The following is a 20,547-nucleotide window of genomic DNA, read 5'->3' as shown; positions in this document are numbered from 1 at the left end:
GGTCGATTGGTTGTACGCGGCCGCCGGCCGTGGCAGGCCTCAGGCGGTGGCCGTCACGAGCCAGGCCGCGCCGGTGAGCCGGACACCCGCGGGGGTCTCGTACGCCGTCAGGGCCTCGTAGAGGTCCGCATGGGCCCCGTCGCAGGAGTGCGGCTCGGCCGGGAAGATGGCGCGGACCGGGCCCCAGCCGGCGAGGAAGCGGGCGGCCGAGACCGCGTCCCTGCCCCAGGTCTGGGGTGCCTCGACGCCGGTGGCGGCGACGTCGTGGAAGCCGGCGCGTTCGAGCAGCGCCGTGGCCGCCGACGGGTCGGCGAGGGAGAAGGCGCCGGCCAGGTCGGCGGGCCTGACGGGGGACCCGGCGGGCGTGTGGCGGCGGGTGAAGGAGCTGAGGACCGAGCCGATCTCGTTGCGCTCCATGGGCTGCAGGCACAGGAAGGCCAGCCGCCCGCCGGGCCGCAGCGCGCGGCGCACGTTGCGGAAGGCGGCGACCGGGTCGGCGAAGAACATCACGCCGAAGCGGCTGACGGCGACGTCGAAGCGGCCGTCGGGAAAGGCATGGACCTGGGCGTCGCCCTGCACGAACTCGACGTTGGTGACGTCCTCGACGACCGCCATGGCCCGCGCGCGGCGCAGTATCGGCGCCGACAGGTCGACGCCGACCGCGTGGCCCCACTCGGCGCGGCGGGCGGCGAGCCGGGTGACCTGCCCGTTGCCGCACCCGACATCGAGCACCCGGTCCCGGTCGCCGACCAGGGCGGCCGCGAACAGCGCCTCGTTGAAGCCGCTGTTGACGGCGTCGTAGTCCGCCTGGTGATCCGCCCAGTGGACGCCTTCGTCACCGTTCCAGGCTGCCGCCTGCTCGATGTTGACGATGCTGTGCACACATCTCCTCGTTGCCTGGTGTCGACACCTCAACGATCCGCGCCGCCGCCCGTCACGGTGTGGCGGAGTTCCGCCAGGCAGCGGGCGCAAAGCGGGTGCGCGGCGGCAGCCGGACGGCGCCGCCCAAGCCAGCAATCTGCGCGATGCCCCCGCATCGGCCCAGCCGTAGCGTCTGAGCCGGGAGTTCGGAACATCGAGGTTCGAGGTGCAGGTACGGGGGTGGTCGCTGCCGCCTGCCGTTGCCGTGCCCGACCGCGACCGTCTGGGAGGGCATCCGGATGCAGGAGCAGGACGACGCGGTCGCGGTCATCGGGCTGGGGTGCAGGCTGCCGCAGGCCCCGGACCCCGCGGCGTTCTGGCGCCTGCTGACGGAGGACCGCAGCGCGATCGGCGAGGTCCCGGCGGGGCGCTGGGACGGCGGCGACGACGGCGACCTGCCGGCCGCCGTACGCACCGGCGGCTTCATCGACGGGGTCGACCTCTTCGACCCGGCCTTCTTCCGGCTCTCGCCCAGGGAAGCCACCGCGATGGACCCGCAGCAGCGGCTGATGCTGGAGCTGGGCTGGGAGTCGCTGGAGGACGCCGGCATCCGCCCCGCCGACCTGCGCGGCAGCACCACCGGCGTCTTCTTCGGCGCGATGGCCGACGACTACGCCACCATCGCGCGGCGCGGCGGGCACCGGGCGATCACCCGGCACACCCTCGCCGGCCTGGAGCGCGGGCTGATGGCGAACCGGCTCTCGTACGTCCTCGGACTGCGCGGCCCGAGCCTGACCGTCGACACCGGGCAGTCCTCGTCGCTGGTCGCCGTCCACCTGGCGGTGGAGAGCCTGCGCTCGGGCCGCAGCGAACTCGCCCTGGCCGGCGGCGTGCACCTCAACCTCGTACCCGACAGCGCGGTCAGCGCCCACCGCTTCGGCGCACTGTCGCCCGACGGCCGATGTCGGGTCTTCGACGCGGACGCCAACGGCTACGTGCGGGGCGAGGGCGGCGGCGTGGTCGTCCTCAAGCCGCTGCGCAGGGCGCTGGAGGACGGCGACGACGTCTACTGCGTGATACGCGGCAGCGCCGTCAACAACGCAGGAGCCGCCGCCGGCCTGACCGTGCCGAGCGCCCCCGCCCAGGAGGAGGTGCTGCGCGGCGCCCACGCCGCGGCGGGCACCGACCCGGCGGCCACGCAGTACGTCGAACTGCACGGCACCGGGACCAGGGTGGGCGACCCGGTCGAGGCGGCCGCGCTCGGCGCGGTCTTCGGCGAGGGCCGCACCGCCGGGGCCGGGCCGCTGCTGGTCGGCTCGGCCAAGACCAACGTCGGCCACCTGGAAGGCGCGGCCGGAGTCGTCGGCCTGCTCAAGGCGGCGCTGAGCATCAAGCACCGGCGCATCCCGGCCAGCCTCAACCTGGCCACCCCGAACCCCGCGGTCCCGCCCACCGTGCGGGTCGCGACCGCCACCGCACCCTGGCCGCACCCCGACCGGCCGCTGATCGCCGGGGTCAGCTCCTTCGGCATGGGCGGCACGAACTGCCACCTCGTCCTGACCGACGCCCCCCGCCTGCCGGCCGCCGCCGCGGAAGCGGAACCGCCCGCCCCCGCCGTGCTGCCCTGGCCGGTGTCGGGACGCGACGCCGCCGCGCTGCGCGGGCAGGCGGCGCGCTTGGGCGAGCACGTCGTCGCGCACCCCGAGCACTCCGTCGCCGCCCTCGGCAGGTCGCTCGCCGAGGGCAGGACCGCGTTCGCCGAGCGGGCGGTCGTCGTCGCCGACGGCCGGGACGGCTACGTCCGCGCGCTCGACGCCCTCGCGCACGGCGGCGACGACCCCGCCGTCGTCCGGGGCACCGCGACCGACGGGCCGCACCGGACGGCCTTCCTCTTCGGCGGGCAGGGCGGGCAGCGGGTCGGCATGGGCCGCGGCCTGCACGCCGCCTTCCCGGTCTACGCGCGCGCATTCGACGCCGTCTGCGCGCAGTTCGACCGGCACCTCGACCTGGACCTGCGCGAACTCGTCCTCGCGGAGCCCGGATCCGACCCGTCGGGGCTGATCGACCGGACCGCGTACACCCAACCCGCCCTTTTCGCACTCGAAGTGGCGCTGCACCGGCTGCTCGAGCACCTCGGCCTGGTGCCGGACCTGCTCGCCGGGCACTCCGTCGGCGAAGTGGCCGCCGCCCACGCCGCGGGCACGCTGTCGCTGCCGGACGCCGTCACGCTGGTGGCCGCGCGCGGGCGGCTGATGCAGGAACTGCCCGCAGGCGGCGCCATGGTGGCAGTACAGGCGGCGCCCGACGAGGTCGCGGCCCTGCTCGCCGCCTACGCGGGACGGGCCGCCGTCGCGGCGCTCAACGGGCCCGCGTCGGTGGTCGTCGCAGGCGAGGAGGCCGCCGTGCTCGCCGTCACCGGCGAACTGGCCGCCCGCGGGCGGAAGACCAGGCGGCTGCGGGTCAGCCACGCCTTCCACTCCCCGCTCATGGACCCGATGCTGGAGGCCTTCGGCGAGGTGGTGGCGGGCCTCGACCTGCGCCCGCCGACGCTGCCCGTGGTCTCCACGCTGACCGGCGCCCCGGCCGACCCCGAGCGCTTCGCCACCCCCGGCTACTGGGTCGAACACGCCCGCGGCACCGTGCGGTTCGCCGACGCGGTCGGCTCGCTGCGCGCGCTCGGCGCGACGACCTTCCTCGAACTCGGGCCGGACGGCGCCCTGTCGGGCATGGTCCGCGGCTGCCTCGACGACCCGGCCACGGCCGCGCTGCCCACGCTGCGGGGCGACCGGCCGGAGACGGCCGTCCTGGCCACCGCCCTGGCGCACGCCCATGTGCGGGGCCTGCCGGTGGACTTCGGCGCGCTCTACGGCGCAGGCACGCGCCGGGTGGCGCTGCCGACGTACGCCTTCCAGCGCGCGCGGTACTGGCTCGGGACCGCGGCCGCCCCCGCCCCCGCACCTGCCCCCGTGCCCGCCGCCGAGCCGGCCGAGCCTTCCGAGCCGGCGGCCGCGCCGGACGCCGCCGCCGACCCGCTGGAGCTGGTACGCACCAACCTGGCGCTCGTCCTCGGCCATGTCACCACCGACGTGGTCGACGTGGACCGCGCCTTCAGCGAACTCGGCCTCGACTCGCTCGGCGCCGTCGAACTCGCCGACAGGATCGGCCTCCTGACCGGCGTCGACCTGCCGCCCGAGGAGATCTTCAACCACCCCACCGCCGCCCTGCTCGCCCGGCACCTCGGCGGGCTGCGCGGCGGGCCGGCCGCCGTCCAGGACGGCGAAGCCCCCGCGTGGGCCGCGGACCCCGCCGAGCCGATCGCCATCGTCGGGATGGCCTGCCGCTACCCCGGCGGCGTCGAGGGCCCCGAGGACCTGTGGGAGCTGGTGCGCACCGGCGGCGACGCCATCACGGACTTCCCCAAGGGCCGCGGCTGGGACCTCGGTTCGCTCTTCGACGCCGACCCCGACAAGCCCGGTACGTCCTCCGCGCGGGCCGGCGGCTTCCTGCACGACGCCGACCGGTTCGACCCCGCCTTCTTCGGCATCAGCCCGCGCGAGGCCGCCGCGATGGACCCGCAGCAGCGGCTGCTCCTTGAGACGTCCTGGGAGGCGCTGGAGCGGGCCGGTGTCGTACCGCAGTCACTGCGCGGCAGCAGCACCGCGGTCTTCGTCGGCGCGATGTCGCAGGAGTACGGCCCGCGGCTGCACGAACCCGCGCTCGGCTACGACGGCTACCTGCTCACCGGCAGCACCGCGAGCGTCGCCTCGGGCCGCATCGCCTACACCCTCGGCCTGCACGGGCCCGCGCTCACCGTGGACACCGCCTGCTCGTCCTCGCTGGTGGCCACCCACCTCGCGGCGCGGGCACTGCGCCAGGGCGAGTGCTCGCTCGCGCTCGCGGGCGGCGCCACCGTGATGGCCACGCCCGGGATGTTCGTGGAGTTCAGCCGCCAGCACGGGCTGTCGCCCGACGGCCGCTGCAAGGCCTTCTCCGCCGACGCCGACGGCACAGGATGGTCCGAGGGCGTCGGCCTGCTCGTCCTTGAGCGGCTCTCCGACGCGCGCCGCAACGGCCGTACGGTGCTCGCCGTGCTGCGCGGCTCCGCGGTCAACCAGGACGGCGCCAGCAACGGCCTCACCGCGCCCAACGGCCTCGCCCAGGAACGCGTCATCCGCCAGGCGCTCGCCGACGCCCGCCTCGCCCCCGCCGACGTGGACGCCGTCGAGGCCCACGGGACCGGCACGACGCTCGGCGACCCCATCGAGGCCCGTGCCCTGATGGCCGTCTACGGCGCCGGCCGCCCGGCCGGCCGCCCGCTGCGCCTCGGCTCCCTCAAGTCCAACCTCGGCCATGCGCAGGCCGCCGCCGGAGTCGGCGGAGTGATCAAGACGGTGATGGCCCTGCGCCACGGACTGCTCCCCAGGACCCTGCACGCCGGCACCCCGACCCCCCGGGTCGACTGGTCCGCGGGCGGGGTGTCCCTGCTGACCGAGGCCGCCCCCTGGCCCGGCGGCGCCGCCGACCGCCCGCGCCGGGCGGCGGTCTCCTCCTTCGGCATCAGCGGCACGAACGCCCACGTCATCCTCGAACTGCCGCTGGACGACCCGGCTTTCGGACCGCTGGGCGACGCCCCCGCCGGGCCCGCCGCCGACAGCGACCCGGACGGCGCGCCCGGCGCCGTGGCCCTGCCGCTGTCCGCCAAGGACCCCGGGGCGCTGCGCGAGCAGGCCGCCCGGGTCCGCGCGCTGCTGGAGAGCGGCACCGCGGGCGCCGCCGACGTCGGGCACGCGCTGGCCACCGCCCGCAGCCACTTCGAGCACCGGGCCGTCGTGGTCGGCGGGTCCGCGGCGGAACTGGCGGGCGCGCTCGGCGGGCTGCGGGACGGCGAGACCCCGGCCGGGGTGGTCACCGGACGGGCCGAGGCGCCGGGCCGCACCGTCTTCGTCTTCCCCGGACAGGGCTCGCAGTGGCGCGGCATGGGACTCGAACTGCTCGACTCCAGCGCGGACTTCGCCCGCAGGATGCACGAGTGCGACGCCGCGCTCGCGCCGTACACCGGGTGGTCGGTGCTCGAGGTGCTGCGCGGCGAGCCGGACGCGCCGCCGGTGGAGCGCGTCGACGTGGTCCAGCCGCTGCTCTTCGCCGTGATGGTCTCGCTCGCCGAGGTGTGGCGCGCGCACGGCGTCGAACCCGACGCGGTCGTCGGGCACTCGCAGGGCGAGATCGCCGCCGCCTGCGTGGCCGGCGCACTCGACCTCGACACGGCGGCCAGGATCAGCGCCCTGCGCAGCCAGGCCGTGGCCGCGCTGTCCGGGCTCGGCGGCATGGCCTCCGTGCCGCTGCCCGCGGGCGAGGTCGAACGGCGGCTCGCCCACCACGGCGGGGAATTGGGCATCGCGGTGACCAACGGCCCCGCCTCCACGGTGGTTTCCGGCGACGCGGCCGCGCTGGACGAACTGCTCGACGCCCTCAAGGCGGAGGAGGTCGACGCCCGCCGCATCGACGTCGACTACGCCTCGCACTCCGGCCACGTGGAGGCCCTGCGCGACCGGCTCGCGGCGGAGTTGGCCGGCATCACCGGGTCCGCGTCCGCGACGCCCTTCTACTCCACCGTCTCCGCGGACCTCTTCGACACCGCGGGCCTCGACACGGACTACTGGTTCCGCAACCTGCGCCACACCGTCCGCTTCGACGAGACGATCCGGCGGCTCTACGCCGACGGGCACCGCTCCTTCGTGGAGATCAGCCCGCACCCGGTGCTGGTGACCGCGATCCAGGACACCCTGCGGGAGACCGCGCCCGACGACGGCGTCGGCGCCGACGCCTGGGGGACGCTGCGGCGGAACGACGGCGGCCGCAGGCGCTTCCTCGCCTCGCTCGGCCAGGCCCACGTCCGCGGCCTCGCCGTGGACTGGGACGCCGTCTTCGCCGGGCACTCCACCGGTCCCGTCGACCTGCCGACCTACCCCTTCCAGCGGCAGCGCTACTGGCTCGACGCCCCCGCCCCTGCCGGTGACGCGCCCGGCCTGGAGCCGGCCGGGCACCCGCTGCTCGCCGCGGCCCTGGACCTGGCCGACGGCGGCGGCCTGGTCCTGACCGGCCGGCTGTCGCTGCCGACCCACGAGTGGCTGGCCGACCACGCCGTGCGGGGCACGGTGCTGCTCGCGGCCACCGCCTTCGCCGACCTCGCCCTGCACGCGGCCCGGCGGGCCGGATGCGGCCAGGTGGAGGAGCTGACGCTGCACGCGCCCCTCGCGCTGGGCCCGCAGGACGCGGTGCAGATCCAGGTCACGGTCGGCGCCCCGGACGCCGACGGCCGCCGCCCGGTCGGCGTCCACGCCAGGCCGCAGGCACCCGCGGGCCAGGCCGCGGACCCCGCGGGCTGGACCTGCCACGCGGACGGCACCCTCGCCCCGGAAGCGGGCACCGGCCGCGTCCTCGACGGCAGCTGGCCGCCGCCCGGCGCGCAGGCCCTCGATGTGACCGACGCCTACGACCGGCTCGCCGCACTCGGCTACGAGTACGGCCCCGGCTTCCAGGGGCTGCGGGCCGCCTGGCGCAAGGGCGACGAGGTCTACGCGGACATCGCGCTGCCCGCCGGCCCGGACGACCCGCAGGACGCGGCCGGCGGCTTCGAGGTGCACCCCGCGCTGCTGGACGCCGCGCTGCACCCGCTGGTGCTCTTCGCCGTCGGGCACGACGAGCCCGGCATCGTCCTGCCCTACAGCTGGGGCGGCCTGACGCTGCACGCCACCGGGGCGAGCGCGCTGCGGGTGCGTATCGCCCCCGCGGGGACGGGCGGCGGCGACACCTTCGTCCTGGACGCCGCGGACCCGGACGGCGCCCCCGTGGTGAGCGTCGCCGCGCTGGCCACCCGGATCGCGGACGGCGAGCAGTTCGGCGCCGCCCGCCGCCCGTCGGGCACCCCGCTCTTCCACGTCGAGTGGTCCGAGGCACCGGCCGCCCCCGACCGGCGGGAGGAGCCGGCACTGCGCTGGTCGCTCCTCGACGGCTCCCGGACCGCGGCGCCGGCCGCCGACGTCTACGTGCTGCGCGACGCGACGCCGCAGAGCGAACCCGACCAGCCGGCCGCCACGCATCGGGCGACCGCCTCCGTACTGGCCCTGGTCCAGGCCTGGTTGGCCGACGACCGGCTCGCTGAGAGCCGCCTGGTCGTCGCCACCCGCGGCGCGGTGGCCGCCCGCGACGGCGAGGACCTCCGCGACCTGGCCGCCTCCGCCCTGTGGGGCCTGCTGCGGGTCGCCCAGACCGAACACCCGGGCCGCATCGTCCTGCTGGACACCGACCCGCGCCTGCCGGCGCCGGCCGCCGATCCGCAGCCGGCGGGCGCGGGGCCCGTCCCCGCCCCGGCCGCCGCGCGCGCCGCCGCGCCCGCGGACCCCGGCGGCGACCGCTGGTGGGAGCGTTACGCCGCCGCCCTCGCCGCCGGCGAGCCGCAACTGGCCGAGCGGGACGGGCTGCTGCTCGCGCCCCGGCTGGCCCGGGTGGCGGCGGACCTGCCGGCCGCGCCGCAGGACGGCGCCCCCTGGCGGCTGGAGCCGGCCCCCGGCGCGCGGGGCGACCTGGACGCGGTCGCGCTGGCCCGGCGCCCCGAGCTGGGGCGGCCGTTGGAGCCGGGGGAGGTGCGGGTCTCGCTGCGTGCGGCCGGGCTGAACTTCCGCGACGTCGTCGTCACCCTCGGCATGGTCGACGACGGCCGGGCGATGTGCGGCGAAGGCGCGGGCGTGGTGCTGGAGACCGGTCCCGGTGTCACCGACCTGGCGCCCGGCGACCGGGTGATGGGCCTGTTCTTCGCCGGTGTCGGCCCGGTCACCGTCACCGACCGCCGCCACCTCGCGCCGGTCCCGGCCGGCTGGAGCTTCGCCCAGGCCGCCACCGTGCCGATCGTCTTCATCACCGCCTACCACGGCCTGGCCGACCTCGCCGGTCTCAAGCCGGGTGACTCGCTGCTGCTGCACGCGGCGACCGGCGGTGTCGGCATGGCGGCGCTGCAACTGGCCGAGCACTGGGGCGCCGAGGTCTACGCGACCGCCGGCCGCCCCAAGCACGCCACCCTGCGCGCGCTCGGCATCTCCGCCGACCGGATCGCCGACTCCCGCACCCTCGCCTTCGAGGACGCCTTCCGCGCCGCCGCCCCGGGCGGCATGGACGTCGTACTGAACTCCCTGGCCGGGGACTTCACCGACGCCTCGCTGCGACTGACCGCACACGGCGGCCGGTTCATCGAGATCGGCAAGACCGACATCAGGGACGCTGACGATGTCGCCGCGGCCCATCCGGGCGTCGCCTACCGGGCGTTCGACATCCTGGACGCCGGCCCCGACCGCATCCAGCAGATCCTGGCCGACCTCGGGGCGCTGTTCGACAGCGGTGTGCTGCGCCCGCTGCCGCTGCGCTCCTGGGACGTACGCAGGACCGGCCGCGCGCTGCGGTATCTCGGCGCTGCCCGGCACACCGGCAAGGTCGTACTCAGCCTGCCCCGCGAACTCGACCCGGACGGCACCGTGCTGATCACCGGCGGCACCGGCACCCTGGGCCTGCTGCTGGCCCGGCACCTCGCGACCGACCACGGCGTACGCCGGCTGCTGCTGGTCAGCCGCCGCGGGGCCGCCGCGGAAGGGGCGGCCGGGATCACCGAGGAGCTGGCCGCGCTCGGCGCCGAGGTGTCCGTGGCGGCCTGCGACGCGGCAGACCGGGGGGAGTTGACCGCCGTCCTCGACGCGATACCGGCCGAGCACCCGCTCACCGCGGTGGTGCACGCCGCCGGAGTGCTCGACGACACGACCATCGCCTCGCTCACCCCGGGGCAGTTGGAGTCCGTGCTGCGCCCGAAGGTCGACGCCGCCTGGAATCTGCACCGCCTCACCGAAGGCCGCGACCTCGCCGCCTTCGTCCTCTTCTCCTCGATCGCGGGCGTCCTCGGCAGCCCCGGCCAGGCCAACTACGCCGCCGCCAACGCCTTCCTCGACGCCCTCGCCCACCACCGGCACGCCAACGGCCTGCCCGCGACCAGCATCGCCTGGGGCTACTGGGCCGAGGCCAGCGGCATGACCGCGCACCTCACCGGCCAGGACAGCGCCCGCATGGCCCGCGGCGGACAACTGCCGCTCGCCACCGGCCAGGCCTTCCTGCTCTTCGACGAGGCCGTCGCCCACCGGTCCGCCGCCACCGTGGCCGCCCGCTTCGACCACGCGGCTCTCGGCGTGCAGGACTCCGGCATCCCCGCGCTGCTCCGCGGCCTCGTACGCGCCCCCGTCCGGCGGGCCGCCGCCGCGCCGCGCGAGACGCCGCTGTCCCTGGCCCAGCGGCTCGCCGCCGGAGGCACCGACCCGCAGCGGGTGCTGCTGGACCTCGTACGCGCCCACGCGGCGGCGGTCCTCGGCCACGGCGACCCCGAACACATCGCCGTGGGGCGGTCGTTCAAGGAGGCCGGCTTCGACTCGCTGACCGCGGTGGAATTCCGCAACCGCATCACCGCCGCGACCGAGCTGCGGCTGCCCGCGACGCTCGTCTTCGACCACCCCACGCCAACGGCGGTCGCTGACTTCCTCCTTGACCGCCTCGCCCCTGCCGCCGCCCCGCCGCGGGCCACCCTCACCGCCGACCTGGACCGTATCGAAGCCGCGCTGGGCTCCCTCGGCGCGGACGAACCCGAGCGGGCGGCCGCCGCCGACCGGCTCCGCGAGCTGGTGGGCCGCTTCGCCGGCGACCTGCCGTGGACCGCGGCCGGCGCCGCGCACGACTACGCATCCGCCTCCGACGAAGACCTCTTCAACGCGCTCGACAGCGACCCCTTGATGCGCCAGGTGGGAAATGACTACTGAAGCCAAGCTCCGCAGCTACCTCAAGACCGCCACGTCACGCCTGGCCGAGGCACACCAGCGGTTACGCGACCAGGAGGCCCGCGACACCGAGCCGGTGGCGATCGTCGGCATGGCCTGCCGCTATCCCGGCGACGTGGCCGACCCCGACGACCTGTGGCGGGTGGCCGCCGACGGGACCGACGCGATCGGCGGCTTCCCCGAGGACCGCGGGTGGGACCTCGACGCGCTGCGCCGGGCCGGCGACGCGCCCGCCGCGGGCGGCGGCTTCCTCGCCGACGTCGCCGGGTTCGACGCCGCCTTCTTCGGGATCTCGCCCCGCGAGGCCGTCGCCGTCGACCCGCAGCAGCGGCTGCTGCTCGAACTGGCCTGGGAGGCCTTCGAACACGCCGGCATCGACCCCGGCACCCTGCGCGGCGGCGACGCCGGCGTCTTCACCGGCCTGGTGCACAACGACTACTGCGCGCCGATGCACGAACCGCCCGCCGGGTTCGAAGGGCACCTGCTCACCGGCAGGTCGACCAGCGTGGCGTCCGGCCGGATCGCCTACAGCCTGGGCCTGGGCGGCCCGGCCGTCAGCATCGACACGGCGTGCTCCTCGTCGCTGGTCGCGATGCACCTCGCGTGCGCGGCGCTGCGCCGCGGCGAGTGCGGGGTCGCCCTGGCGGGCGGGGCCGCGGTGATGCCGACGCCGGGGATGTTCGTGGAATTCGGCGCGCAGGGCGGGCTCGCGCCCGACGGGCGGTGCAAACCGTTCGCCGACGCGGCGGACGGCACGGCGTGGAGCGAGGGCGCGGGACTCGTCGTCCTCGAACGCCTCTCCGACGCCCGGCGCAAGGGCCACCGGGTGCTCGCCGTCATCCGCGGCAGCGCCGTCAACCAGGACGGCGCCAGCAACGGTCTCACCGCGCCGAGCGGTCCCGCGCAGCAGCGCGTCATCCGGCAGGCGCTCGCCGCGGCCCGGCTCGCGCCCGCCGACATCGACGCGGTCGAGGCGCACGGCACCGGTACGACGCTCGGCGACCCGATCGAGGCGCAGGCCCTGCTGTCGGTCTTCGGCCCCGACCGCCCGGCCGACCGCCCGCTGCTGCTCGGCGCACTCAAGTCCAACCTCGGCCACTCGCAGGCCGCGTCGGGCGTCGCGGGCGTCATCAAGATGGTCATGGCCATGCACCACGGCGTCCTCCCGCGCACCCTCCACACCGACCGCCCCTCCGACCACGTCGACTGGTCGTCCGGCGCGATCACCCTGCTGACCGCCCCCACCCCCTGGCCCGCCGGCCCCACCCCCCGCCGCGCCGGCGTCTCGGCCTTCGGGATCAGCGGCACCAACGCCCACGTGATCCTGGAGGAGCCCCCCGCCGACGCCCCGGCGTACCCGGGCGTGTCGCCCGCGCTCTCCGGCACGCAGGACACGCCCGGCCCGGACGGGAATCCGGCGGCCGGGACGCCGCAGGACGCCGGGGGCGCAGCGCCCGGTGGTGAAGGGCCTGCCCCGGCCGACCGGGCGGCCGCCGCGACCGCGGCGGCTCCGGTGGCGCCCGGCACCGCGAGTCCGTCGGATGCCGAGCGTGTCGCCGGCGCGTCCGAGGGACAGGGCGCCGCGCCCGGCCCGGCCGATGACGCGGGCCCGGCAGGCACCGGACTTCCCGCCTGCGGTGTGCCGTGGGTGCTGTCCGCGCGGTCCGGCGCGGCCCTGCGGGAGATGGCCGGGCGGCTGCGGGCGCGTGCCGAGGGCGCCAGGCCCGGGGACATCGGGCTGGCGCTGGCCACGACGCGGTCGGTTTTCGAGCACCGGGCCGTGGTCGTCGGGGAGAGCCGCGCCGAGCTGCTCGGCGGCCTCGACGCGCTCGCCGCGGGGAGCGACGCCGCGCAGCTCGTCCGCGGCGAGGCCGCTGAACGGCCGCTGACCGCCTTCCTCTTCACCGGGCAGGGCGCCCAGCGCCCCGGCAGGGGCGCGGAGCTCCGCCGCGAGCAGCCCGCCTTCGCCGCCGCTCTCGACGAGGTGTGCACGGCACTCGACGCGCATCTCGAACGGCCCCTGCGCGAGGTGATGTTCGCCGTACCCGGCAGCGACGAGGCGGCGCTGCTCGACCGCACCGCCTACACGCAGCCCGCGCTCTTCGCGCTCGAAGTCGCCCTCTACCGGCTGGCGGAGTCCTTCGGACTGGTCCCCGACTACGTGCTCGGGCACTCGATCGGCGAACTGGCCGCCGCCCACGTCGCCGGCGTCTTCTCGCTGGCCGACGCCGCCGCCCTGGTCGCCGCGCGCGGCCGGCTGATGGGCGCCATGCCCGCGGGCGGTGCGATGTTCTCCCTCGACGCCGACGAGGCGGAAGTACGCGCGCTGCTCGCCGGCCGCACCGACCGCGTCACGGTCGGCGCGGTCAACGCTCCCGGCGCGACGGTGATCTCCGGCGACCTGGACGCCGCGACCGAACTGGCCGAGCAGTGGCGCTCGCAGGGCGGCAAGGCCACCCGGCTGCGGGTCAGCCACGCCTTCCACTCCCCGCACATGGACGGCGCGCTGGACGAACTGCGGGCCGTGGCGGGCACGGTGGACTTCCACCCGCCGCGCATCCCGGTCGTCTCCAACGTCACCGGCGCGGTCGCGGGCGAGGAGCTGCTGACCGCGGACTACTGGGTCGCCCAGGCCCGCGAGGCGGTCCGCTTCCTCGACGGCGTCCGCACCCTGCGGGACGCCAAGGTCACCGCCTTCCTCGAACTCGGCCCCGACCGGGTGCTCACCGCACTCGTCCACCGCTGCCTGGGCGCCGACGGCACCGGCAGCGTCCTGGCCAGCGCGCTGCGCACCGGCAGCGCAGAGACCCGCTCCCTGCTGACCGCGCTCGCCGAACTGCACACCGCGGGCGTCACGGTGACCTGGCCGGCCGCCGTCTTCGGCGCCGGGGCGCGGACGGTACGGCTGCCGGCGTATCCCTTCCAGCACCGGCGCTACTGGCACTTCGCCGGGCCGCGCACCGCACCCGCGCAAGTCCCCGCGCAACCGGGGCACCCGCTGCTGGGCGCCGCCGTCGAGCTGGCCGGGGCGGCGGGCCGCTGGTTCGCGCAGAGCCTCGCGCCCGACCGGCCGTGGTATCTCGACCAGCACCGGGTCGCCGGTGTGCCGGTGCTGCCCGCGGCGGCGATGCTCGAATGGGCGCTCGCCGCGGCCCGGTCGGCGCCGGGCGGACAGGACGCGCCCTTCACCCTCGAAGGCGTCACCTTCAACGAGTTCCTGCCCTTCGCGCAGGAGCACCCCCGCCCCGTCCAGGCCGTGGTCGAGCCGCGCGAGGCGGGCGCCGCCCTGATCCGCTGCTTCAGCCGCGAGGACGCCGCCGCCGAGTGGGCCGAGCACGCCACCGCGACGGCCACGCGGCCCACCCGGGAGCGCCCCGCCGACGCCGCGCCCGCCGGGCTGACCGTCGGGATGACCGAGGTGCCGGTCGACGCGCTCTACGCCCGCCTGCGCGCGGGCTCCGTCGACCACGGTCCCGCCTTCCGCGCCCTGCGCCGCCTGTGGCGCGCGGGCGACGAGGCGACGGCCCTGGTCGAGACCACCCCGGCGCCGGGCACCGCCGCCGGGTCCGGCCGCGACGGCTACGTCCTGGACCCGCCGCTGCTCGACGCCTGCTTCCAGACCGTCGGCGCCTTCCTCGGCGACGGCGAGGGGGTGCCGCTGCCCACCTCGCTCGGCCGCTGCACCGTCTTCGAGCCGCTGCCGTCCCGGGTGTGGTGCAGGGTGCGGCGCACCGACGACGGGACGGCGGGGGAGCGGGTGCTCGACCTCGCGCTGCACGCCGAGGACGGCCGATGTCTGGCCGCATTCGAGGCCCTGCGATTCCGCGCCGTCCCCGCGGGCGCGCTGGCCGCCCTCGCCGGGCCCGGCCTGCGCCGCTACGAGACCGCCTGGGTGCCGCTCCCCGAGGCGTCCGGCACCGCCGCCCCCGCCGACGCGACCTGGCTGCTCTTCAGCGACGACGCGGCCCTCGCCGCCCGCTGGTCGGCCCGACCGGCCGCCCCCGCGGGCCCGGTCGTCCCGCTCGCCGCGCCCACCGCGCAAGCCCTCCGCGACGAACTGGCCCGCCTGCGCGCCTCGGGCCGCACCCTCGCCGGCCTGATCCTGCACGCGGCGCCGTCGGCCGCCCCCGCCGAGGACACCGTGCGGACCGCCCTCCGGCTCGCCCGCGACAGCTTCCTCCTGCTCCAGGAATTCGTCCGCTCGCCCGGCACCGAAGGGGCGCAGGTCCTGGTCTGCTCCACCGGCGCCACCGACGACGCCCCCGACCCGGCGCAGGCGGTGCTCACCGGCGCCGCCAAGGCGGTCATCGCCGACTACCCCGACCTGCGGGTCGCACAGGTCGACCTCGACCCGGCAGCCGAGGCCCCGCCCCTCCCCGTCCTGCTCGGCGCCGTCGCGAGCCGCCCCGGGTCCGGGCACTACCGGGTGCGGGACCGGCAGTGGTACGAAGCGCGGCTGCGCGAGGCCGAGTTGGGCGCGAGCCAGCCGCCGCCGGTGCGGGCCGACGGCTCCTACCTGGTCACCGGGGCCTTCGGCGGCCTCGGGCGGGTCACCGCGAGCTGGCTGGCCGAGCACGGCGCCCGCACCCTGGTGCTGGTCGGCCGCCACGTGCCGGCCGACGCGGGCTGGATCGCCGACCTGCGGGACCGCGGCACCCGGGTCGAGACCCGCGCCGTCGACATCGCGGAACCGGCGGAGGTCGCCGACCTCTTCGCGCGTATCGCGAAGGAGATGCCGCCGCTGCGCGGTGTCGTGCACGCCGCGGGCGTCACCGACGACGCGGCGCTGGTCGACCTGGACTGGCCGCGCTTCAGCCGGGTGCTCGACCCGAAGGTGCGCGGCGCCTGGCTGCTGCACCAGCACACCGCCTTCCTGGACCTGGACTTCTGCGTCCTGTACTCGTCGATGCTGTCGCTGACCGGCTCGCCCGGCCAGGCGGCCTACGTCGTCGCCAACAGCTTCCTCGACGCCCTCGCGGTCCACCGCAGCAGCCAGGGCCGCCGCACCCTGAGCACCGGGTGGGGGCCGTGGGCCGAGACCGGCATGGCCCACGAGCGCGGCCTGCTCGACCGCTTCACCTCGCAGGGCATGGACGCGATCCCCACCGGCAGGGCGCTGGCCGCGCTGGGCGGCCTGATGGCGGGCGGCGGCTCGCAGCCGCATGTCGGCCTGGCCCGGGTGGACTGGGACCGCTACGGCGCCGCCTTCTCCCGCCGCCAGCCCTACACCCTGCTCGGCGACCTGGTCGGCGCGGCGTCCGAAGAGCCGGCGCAGGCCGCCGCCGTATCGCTGGACGAGCTGACCTCGCTGGTGCTGCGGGAGCCGGAGGCCGCCAGGCAGGCGGTGCTCGAAGGGCTGCTCGACCGGGTCGGGCTGCTGCTGCGCATCCCGGGCGCCGACCGGGACGACCTGCGGCAGCGCTTCGGCGCCGTCCGGCTCAACACGCTCGGCCTCGACTCGCTGACCACCGTGCAGCTGCGCAGCAGGCTGCTCGCCGACTTCCGCGCCGACGTGCCGCCCGACCTGCTCTTCAGCGGCGGCACCGCGGCGGAGGTGGCCGAGCTGATCTGCCAGCAGCTGACGATCAGAAGCGTGTCCGCAGCGCCCGGCGACGACTTTGACGGAGACCAGGAGACCGAGGTGCTGACACTGTGACCACCGTCCCGAATCTGCTGGCCGAACTCGCCGGGGCCGGGGTGAGACTGCGGCTCGTCGACGACGCGCGTCTCGAGGTGTCCGCGCCCAAGGGCAGCCTGCGCGCCGACCTGCGCGACCGTATCGTGCGGCACAAGCCCGAGCTGATCGAGTGGCTCGCCGGCCTCGCCGACACCGGCGCCGGCGACCTGCCGGCCATCACCCACGACGCGGCGGCGCTGCGCGAGCCCTTCGCGCCGTCCGACCTGCAGACGTCCTTCATCATCGGCAGCCGCGAGGGCTTCGAGCACCATGTGCGGCCCCACCAGTACATGGAGTGGGAATTCGCCGAGCTGGACCCGGCCCGCTACCAGGCCGCGCTGAACCAGGTGCTGCGCAGGCAGCGCAAGGACCTCGTCGTGGTCCGCGACGACCTGCGCATGCAGGCCGTCGGCGAGGACCCCGCCCCTGTCAAGGTCACGGTGTCCGACCTGGCCGGCATGACGGAGGCGGCGGCCGAGGCCGAGATCGCCCGGGTCCGCGCGGCGATGGAGCGGCACGAGCCGGACATCTCCCGCTGGCCGTGGGTCGAGGCGCACATCAGCCGCTACGGCGACGGCCGCGCCCGGCTGCACTGGAACAACAACAACCTCTTCAGCGACGCCCCCGGCACCATGGGCTTCCTGGCCAACGTGATGCGCGCCTACGACGACCCGGCGTCGGTCCCCGACGACCTGGAGATCGGCTACCGCGACTGCGTGCTGGCCCTCGCCGAGCTGGAGGAGTCGCCGCAGGGCAGGGCCGCGGAGCGCTACTGGCGCGAGCGCATACCCGGCTGGCCCGAGGCGCCCGCCGTGCCGCTGGCCGCCGGCGCGGACCTGCGGCGCCGCTCGCTGCTCGTCCGCAGGGAGCTGCTCTTCCCCGCCGACCTGTGGACGCGGCTGCGCGGCAAGGCCGAGGCCAGGGGACTGACCAAGACCAACGTGGTGCTGGCCGCGCACGCGGAGCTGCTGTCGTACTGGAGCGGGTCACGGCACTTCCTGATCAACAACATGATCACCCACCGGGTGCCGCTGCACCCGCAGATCGGCCAGGTGCTGGGCAATTTCGCGTCGCTCTATCCGCTGGAGGCCGACTGGCGGCACGACGAGCCCTTCATCGCCCGCGCCCGGCGGCTCCAGTCGCAGGTCATCGCGGACGTCGAGCACTCGCAGTGGAGCGGGGTGAAGGTGCTCCAGGCGCTCAACTCGGCCCGCCGCACCCCCGGCCGGGCGGTCTGCCCCTTCGCCGTCGGCAGCGCGCTCTTCGTCGGCGCCACAGAAAGGCCCGACTACAGCACCCTGGAGACCCCGCAGGTGCGGTTCGACTGCGAATTCTGGGAACTGCCGGACGGCAGCCTGTGGGTGGTGTGGGACGTCATCGAGGAGATGTTCCCCGAAGGCCTGATCGACGCCATGGAGGACGGCTACCGTACGGCCCTCACCGCGCTCGCCTACGACGACGCGGCCTGGGAGGCGCCAGGACTCGACCTGCTGCCCGCCGCCCAGCGCGTCCAGCGGGCGCTGCCCGCGCCCCCGGTGGCGGCCCCCGCGCCCGGCTTCCTGCACGACGCGCTGCCCGCGCGCGCCGCGGCCGCTCCCGACGCGCCGGCGGTCATCGCCGACGGCGCCACCCTCACCTACGCCGAACTGCGGGCCCGCAGCGCGGAACTGGCCGCCAGGCTGCGCGCGAGCGGCGTCACGGACGGCGCCCGGGTCGCGGTGGTGCTGCCCAAGGGCCCCGACCAGATCGTCGCGGTCTTCGCGGCGCTCGCGGCCGGCGCCGCGTACGTCCCGATGGACCCGGGCTGGCCCGAGGACCGCATCGGCTACCTGCTGGGTGACATCGAGGCCGCCGCGGTCCTCACCGACGAGGACCGTCTCGCCGACGTGGCGCCGCTGACCAAGGCCCCGGTGCTCCCGGTCACTCCGCCCGCCGGCGCCGTGGCGCCCGCCGGCGGCGCAGCCGGCGGCACGCGGACGCCCGCCGACCTCGCGTACGTCATCTACACCTCGGGCTCCACCGGCCGCCCCAAGGGCGTGATGCTCGACCACCGCGGGCCGCTGAACACCGTCGAGGACATCAACAGCCGCTTCGGGATCGGCCCGGACGACGTCGTCTTCGGCATCTCCTCGCTCTGCTTCGACCTGTCCGTCTACGACGTGTTCGGTACGGCCGCCGCCGGCGCCGCGCTGGTGCTGCCGACCGCGGCGGCCGCCGACCCGGGGGCCTGGCTGGACCTGGTCGGGCGGCACGGCGTGACCGTGTGGAATTCGGTGCCGGCGATCATGCAGCTGTTCACCGAGGCCGCGGAAGCCGCCGGCGCGACCTTCCCGCACCTGCGGACCGTGCTGCTCAGCGGCGACTGGATCCCGGTGCAGCTGCCCGACCGCATCCGGCGCGTCGCGCCGAACGCCCGGGTGGTCAGCCTGGGCGGCGCGACGGAGGCGTCGATCTGGTCGATCTGCCACCCGGTCGACCACGTCGACCCCGAGTGGACCAGCATCCCCTACGGCCGCCCGCTCGCCGGGCAGAGCTGGCACATCCTGGACGACCTCGGGCGGGACGCGCCCACCTGGGTCCCCGGCCACCTGCACATCGGCGGCGCCGGACTCGCGCTCGGCTACCTCGGCGACCAGGCCAAGACCGACGCGGCCTTCGTCACCCACCCCCGCACCGGCGAACGGATCTACCGCACCGGCGACCTGGGCCGCTACCTGCCCGACGGCACCATCGAATTCCTCGGCCGGGCCGACTTCCAGGTCAAGATCCAGGGCTTCCGCGTCGAGCCCGGCGAGGTCGAGCAGACGCTGCTCGAACACCAGGACGTCGCCCAGGCCGCCGTGGTGGCCCGCAGCACGGGCTCGGGCAAGCAGCTCGCCGCCTTCGTCGTCGGCCACCCGGACGCCGCACCGGGCGGCGGCCCCACGGCCGCCGCGCTGCGAGACTTCGCGGCGCAGCGCCTGCCCTCCTACCTGGTGCCCGCGCACATCACCGTGCTGCCCGCGCTGCCGCTCACCGCCAACGGCAAGCTCGACCGGCGCGCGCTCGAAGCGCTGGGCCCGGCCGACGAGGGCGGCAGGGGCGAGCACGTGGCGCCGCGCACACCGGCCGAGGCGGCCATCGCCGAGGTGTGGGCGGAGACCCTGGAGGCCGAAAAGGTCGGCGTGCACGACGACTTCTTCGACCTCGGCGGCCAGTCCTTCGCCGCGCTGCGCGTCATCGAGCGCCTCGCGGCGACCACCGGCCGCCGCATCCCGCTCGGCGTCCTGCTGGAGCAGCGCACCGTCGCCGGGCTCGCCCGGTGGCTGGAGACCGCGCAACCCCAGTGGTCCCCGCTGGTCCGGCTCACCCACCGCCCCAGCGGCACCCCGTGGTTCCTCGTGCACCCGGCGGGCGGCAACGTGCTCTGCTACGAGAAGCTCGCCGAACTCCTCGACTCGCCCGTGCACGCCTTCCAGGCGCCCACCCCGAGCAGCGGCGGCGGGCCGCTGGACAAGGTCGAGGACTTCGCCGGCCACTACCTCGAAGCGCTGCTCGCGGTCCAGCCGCACGGCCCCTACCGCCTCGGCGGCTGGTCGTCGGGCGGCGTCATCGCCTTCGAGCTGGCGCATCTGCTGGAGGCGCGCGGCGAGACCGTCGAGCGGCTGGCCGTCCTGGACTCGCCGAGCCCGACCGTGCCCCGCCTGCTGGACGACACCCGGCTGCTGCTGTGGTTCGTCGAGGACCTCGGCATCGGCTTCCGCGCCGACGCCGTCGCCGACGACGAGGTGTCCAGGCTGGCCGCGCTGCCCGATCCGCTCGCGCTCGCCGAGGTGCTCGCGCTGGCGGGCGCCGGGGCCGCGGGGATCGACCCGGCCTCGCTCGCCGACCCGCTGGCCGTCTTCCGCGGTGTGGTCCGCGCCTGCAACAGCTACGCGGCGCCGACCATCGCCGCCGACCTCGTGGTCGTACGCGCCGGCGAGGGCGAGGTCGGCGAATTCGCCGGCCACCCGGCCGCCGCCGTGCCCGACTGGGGCTGGGCGGCAGTGACCTCGGGGTCCGTGACCGGCGCCACCGTGCCGGCCACGCATTACACCTTGCTGACTCCCCGACATGCCGCCGCGGTGGCCGAAGCGATCAGCCGACCAAGACAAGGTGCGTAGACAT

Annotated in this window: 4 protein-coding genes; 3 read left to right on the top strand and 1 reads right to left on the bottom strand. The window is 76.3% G+C overall.

Translation table 11 applies throughout. The features are described from left to right. Positions 1 to 39: 39 nt before the first annotated feature. Positions 40 to 882 carry a methyltransferase domain-containing protein gene (locus OG900_02880; protein ID WUH89180.1) on the bottom strand — a complete coding sequence of 281 codons (843 nt, stop codon included), beginning with the start codon at positions 880 to 882 and terminating at the stop codon, positions 40 to 42. A gap of 278 nt (positions 883 to 1,160) precedes the next feature. Here OG900_02880 and OG900_02875 point away from each other — a divergent pair, with 278 nt between their 5' ends. The 3 genes from OG900_02875 to OG900_02865 are packed head-to-tail and all read left to right on the top strand — an operon-like array spanning position 1,161 to position 20,543. Next, entirely contained in the window at positions 1,161 to 10,706 is a 9,546-nt protein-coding gene (locus OG900_02875; GenBank protein WUH89179.1) for an SDR family NAD(P)-dependent oxidoreductase, read from the top strand. Then, a complete protein-coding gene (locus OG900_02870; GenBank protein ID WUH89178.1) occupies positions 10,696 to 16,380 on the top strand; it encodes a type I polyketide synthase in 5,685 nt (1,894 codons plus the stop codon). The genes OG900_02875 and OG900_02870 overlap by 11 nt, the downstream gene beginning before the upstream one ends. After that, positions 16,377 to 20,543 carry an amino acid adenylation domain-containing protein gene (locus tag OG900_02865; GenBank protein WUH89177.1) on the top strand — a complete coding sequence of 1,389 codons (4,167 nt, stop codon included), beginning with the start codon at positions 16,377 to 16,379 and terminating at the stop codon, positions 20,541 to 20,543. Before OG900_02870 ends, OG900_02865 begins: the two co-directional genes overlap by 4 nt. The last annotated feature ends 4 nt before the right edge of the window (positions 20,544 to 20,547 follow it).

The organism is Streptomyces sp. NBC_00433, from assembly GCA_036015235.1.
In the GTDB taxonomy this organism is placed as follows: domain Bacteria; phylum Actinomycetota; class Actinomycetes; order Streptomycetales; family Streptomycetaceae; genus Actinacidiphila.
This window is presented reverse-complemented; position numbering and strand designations above follow the sequence as displayed.

What these genes read in the sequence shown, in the direction of transcription:
- OG900_02875 (WUH89179.1), top strand. Translation starts at nt 1,161, where the DNA reads ATGCAGGAGCAGGACGACGCGGTCGCGGTCATCGGGCTGGGGTGCAGG.
- OG900_02870 (WUH89178.1), top strand. Translation starts at nt 10,696, where the DNA reads ATGACTACTGAAGCCAAGCTCCGCAGCTACCTCAAGACCGCCACGTCA.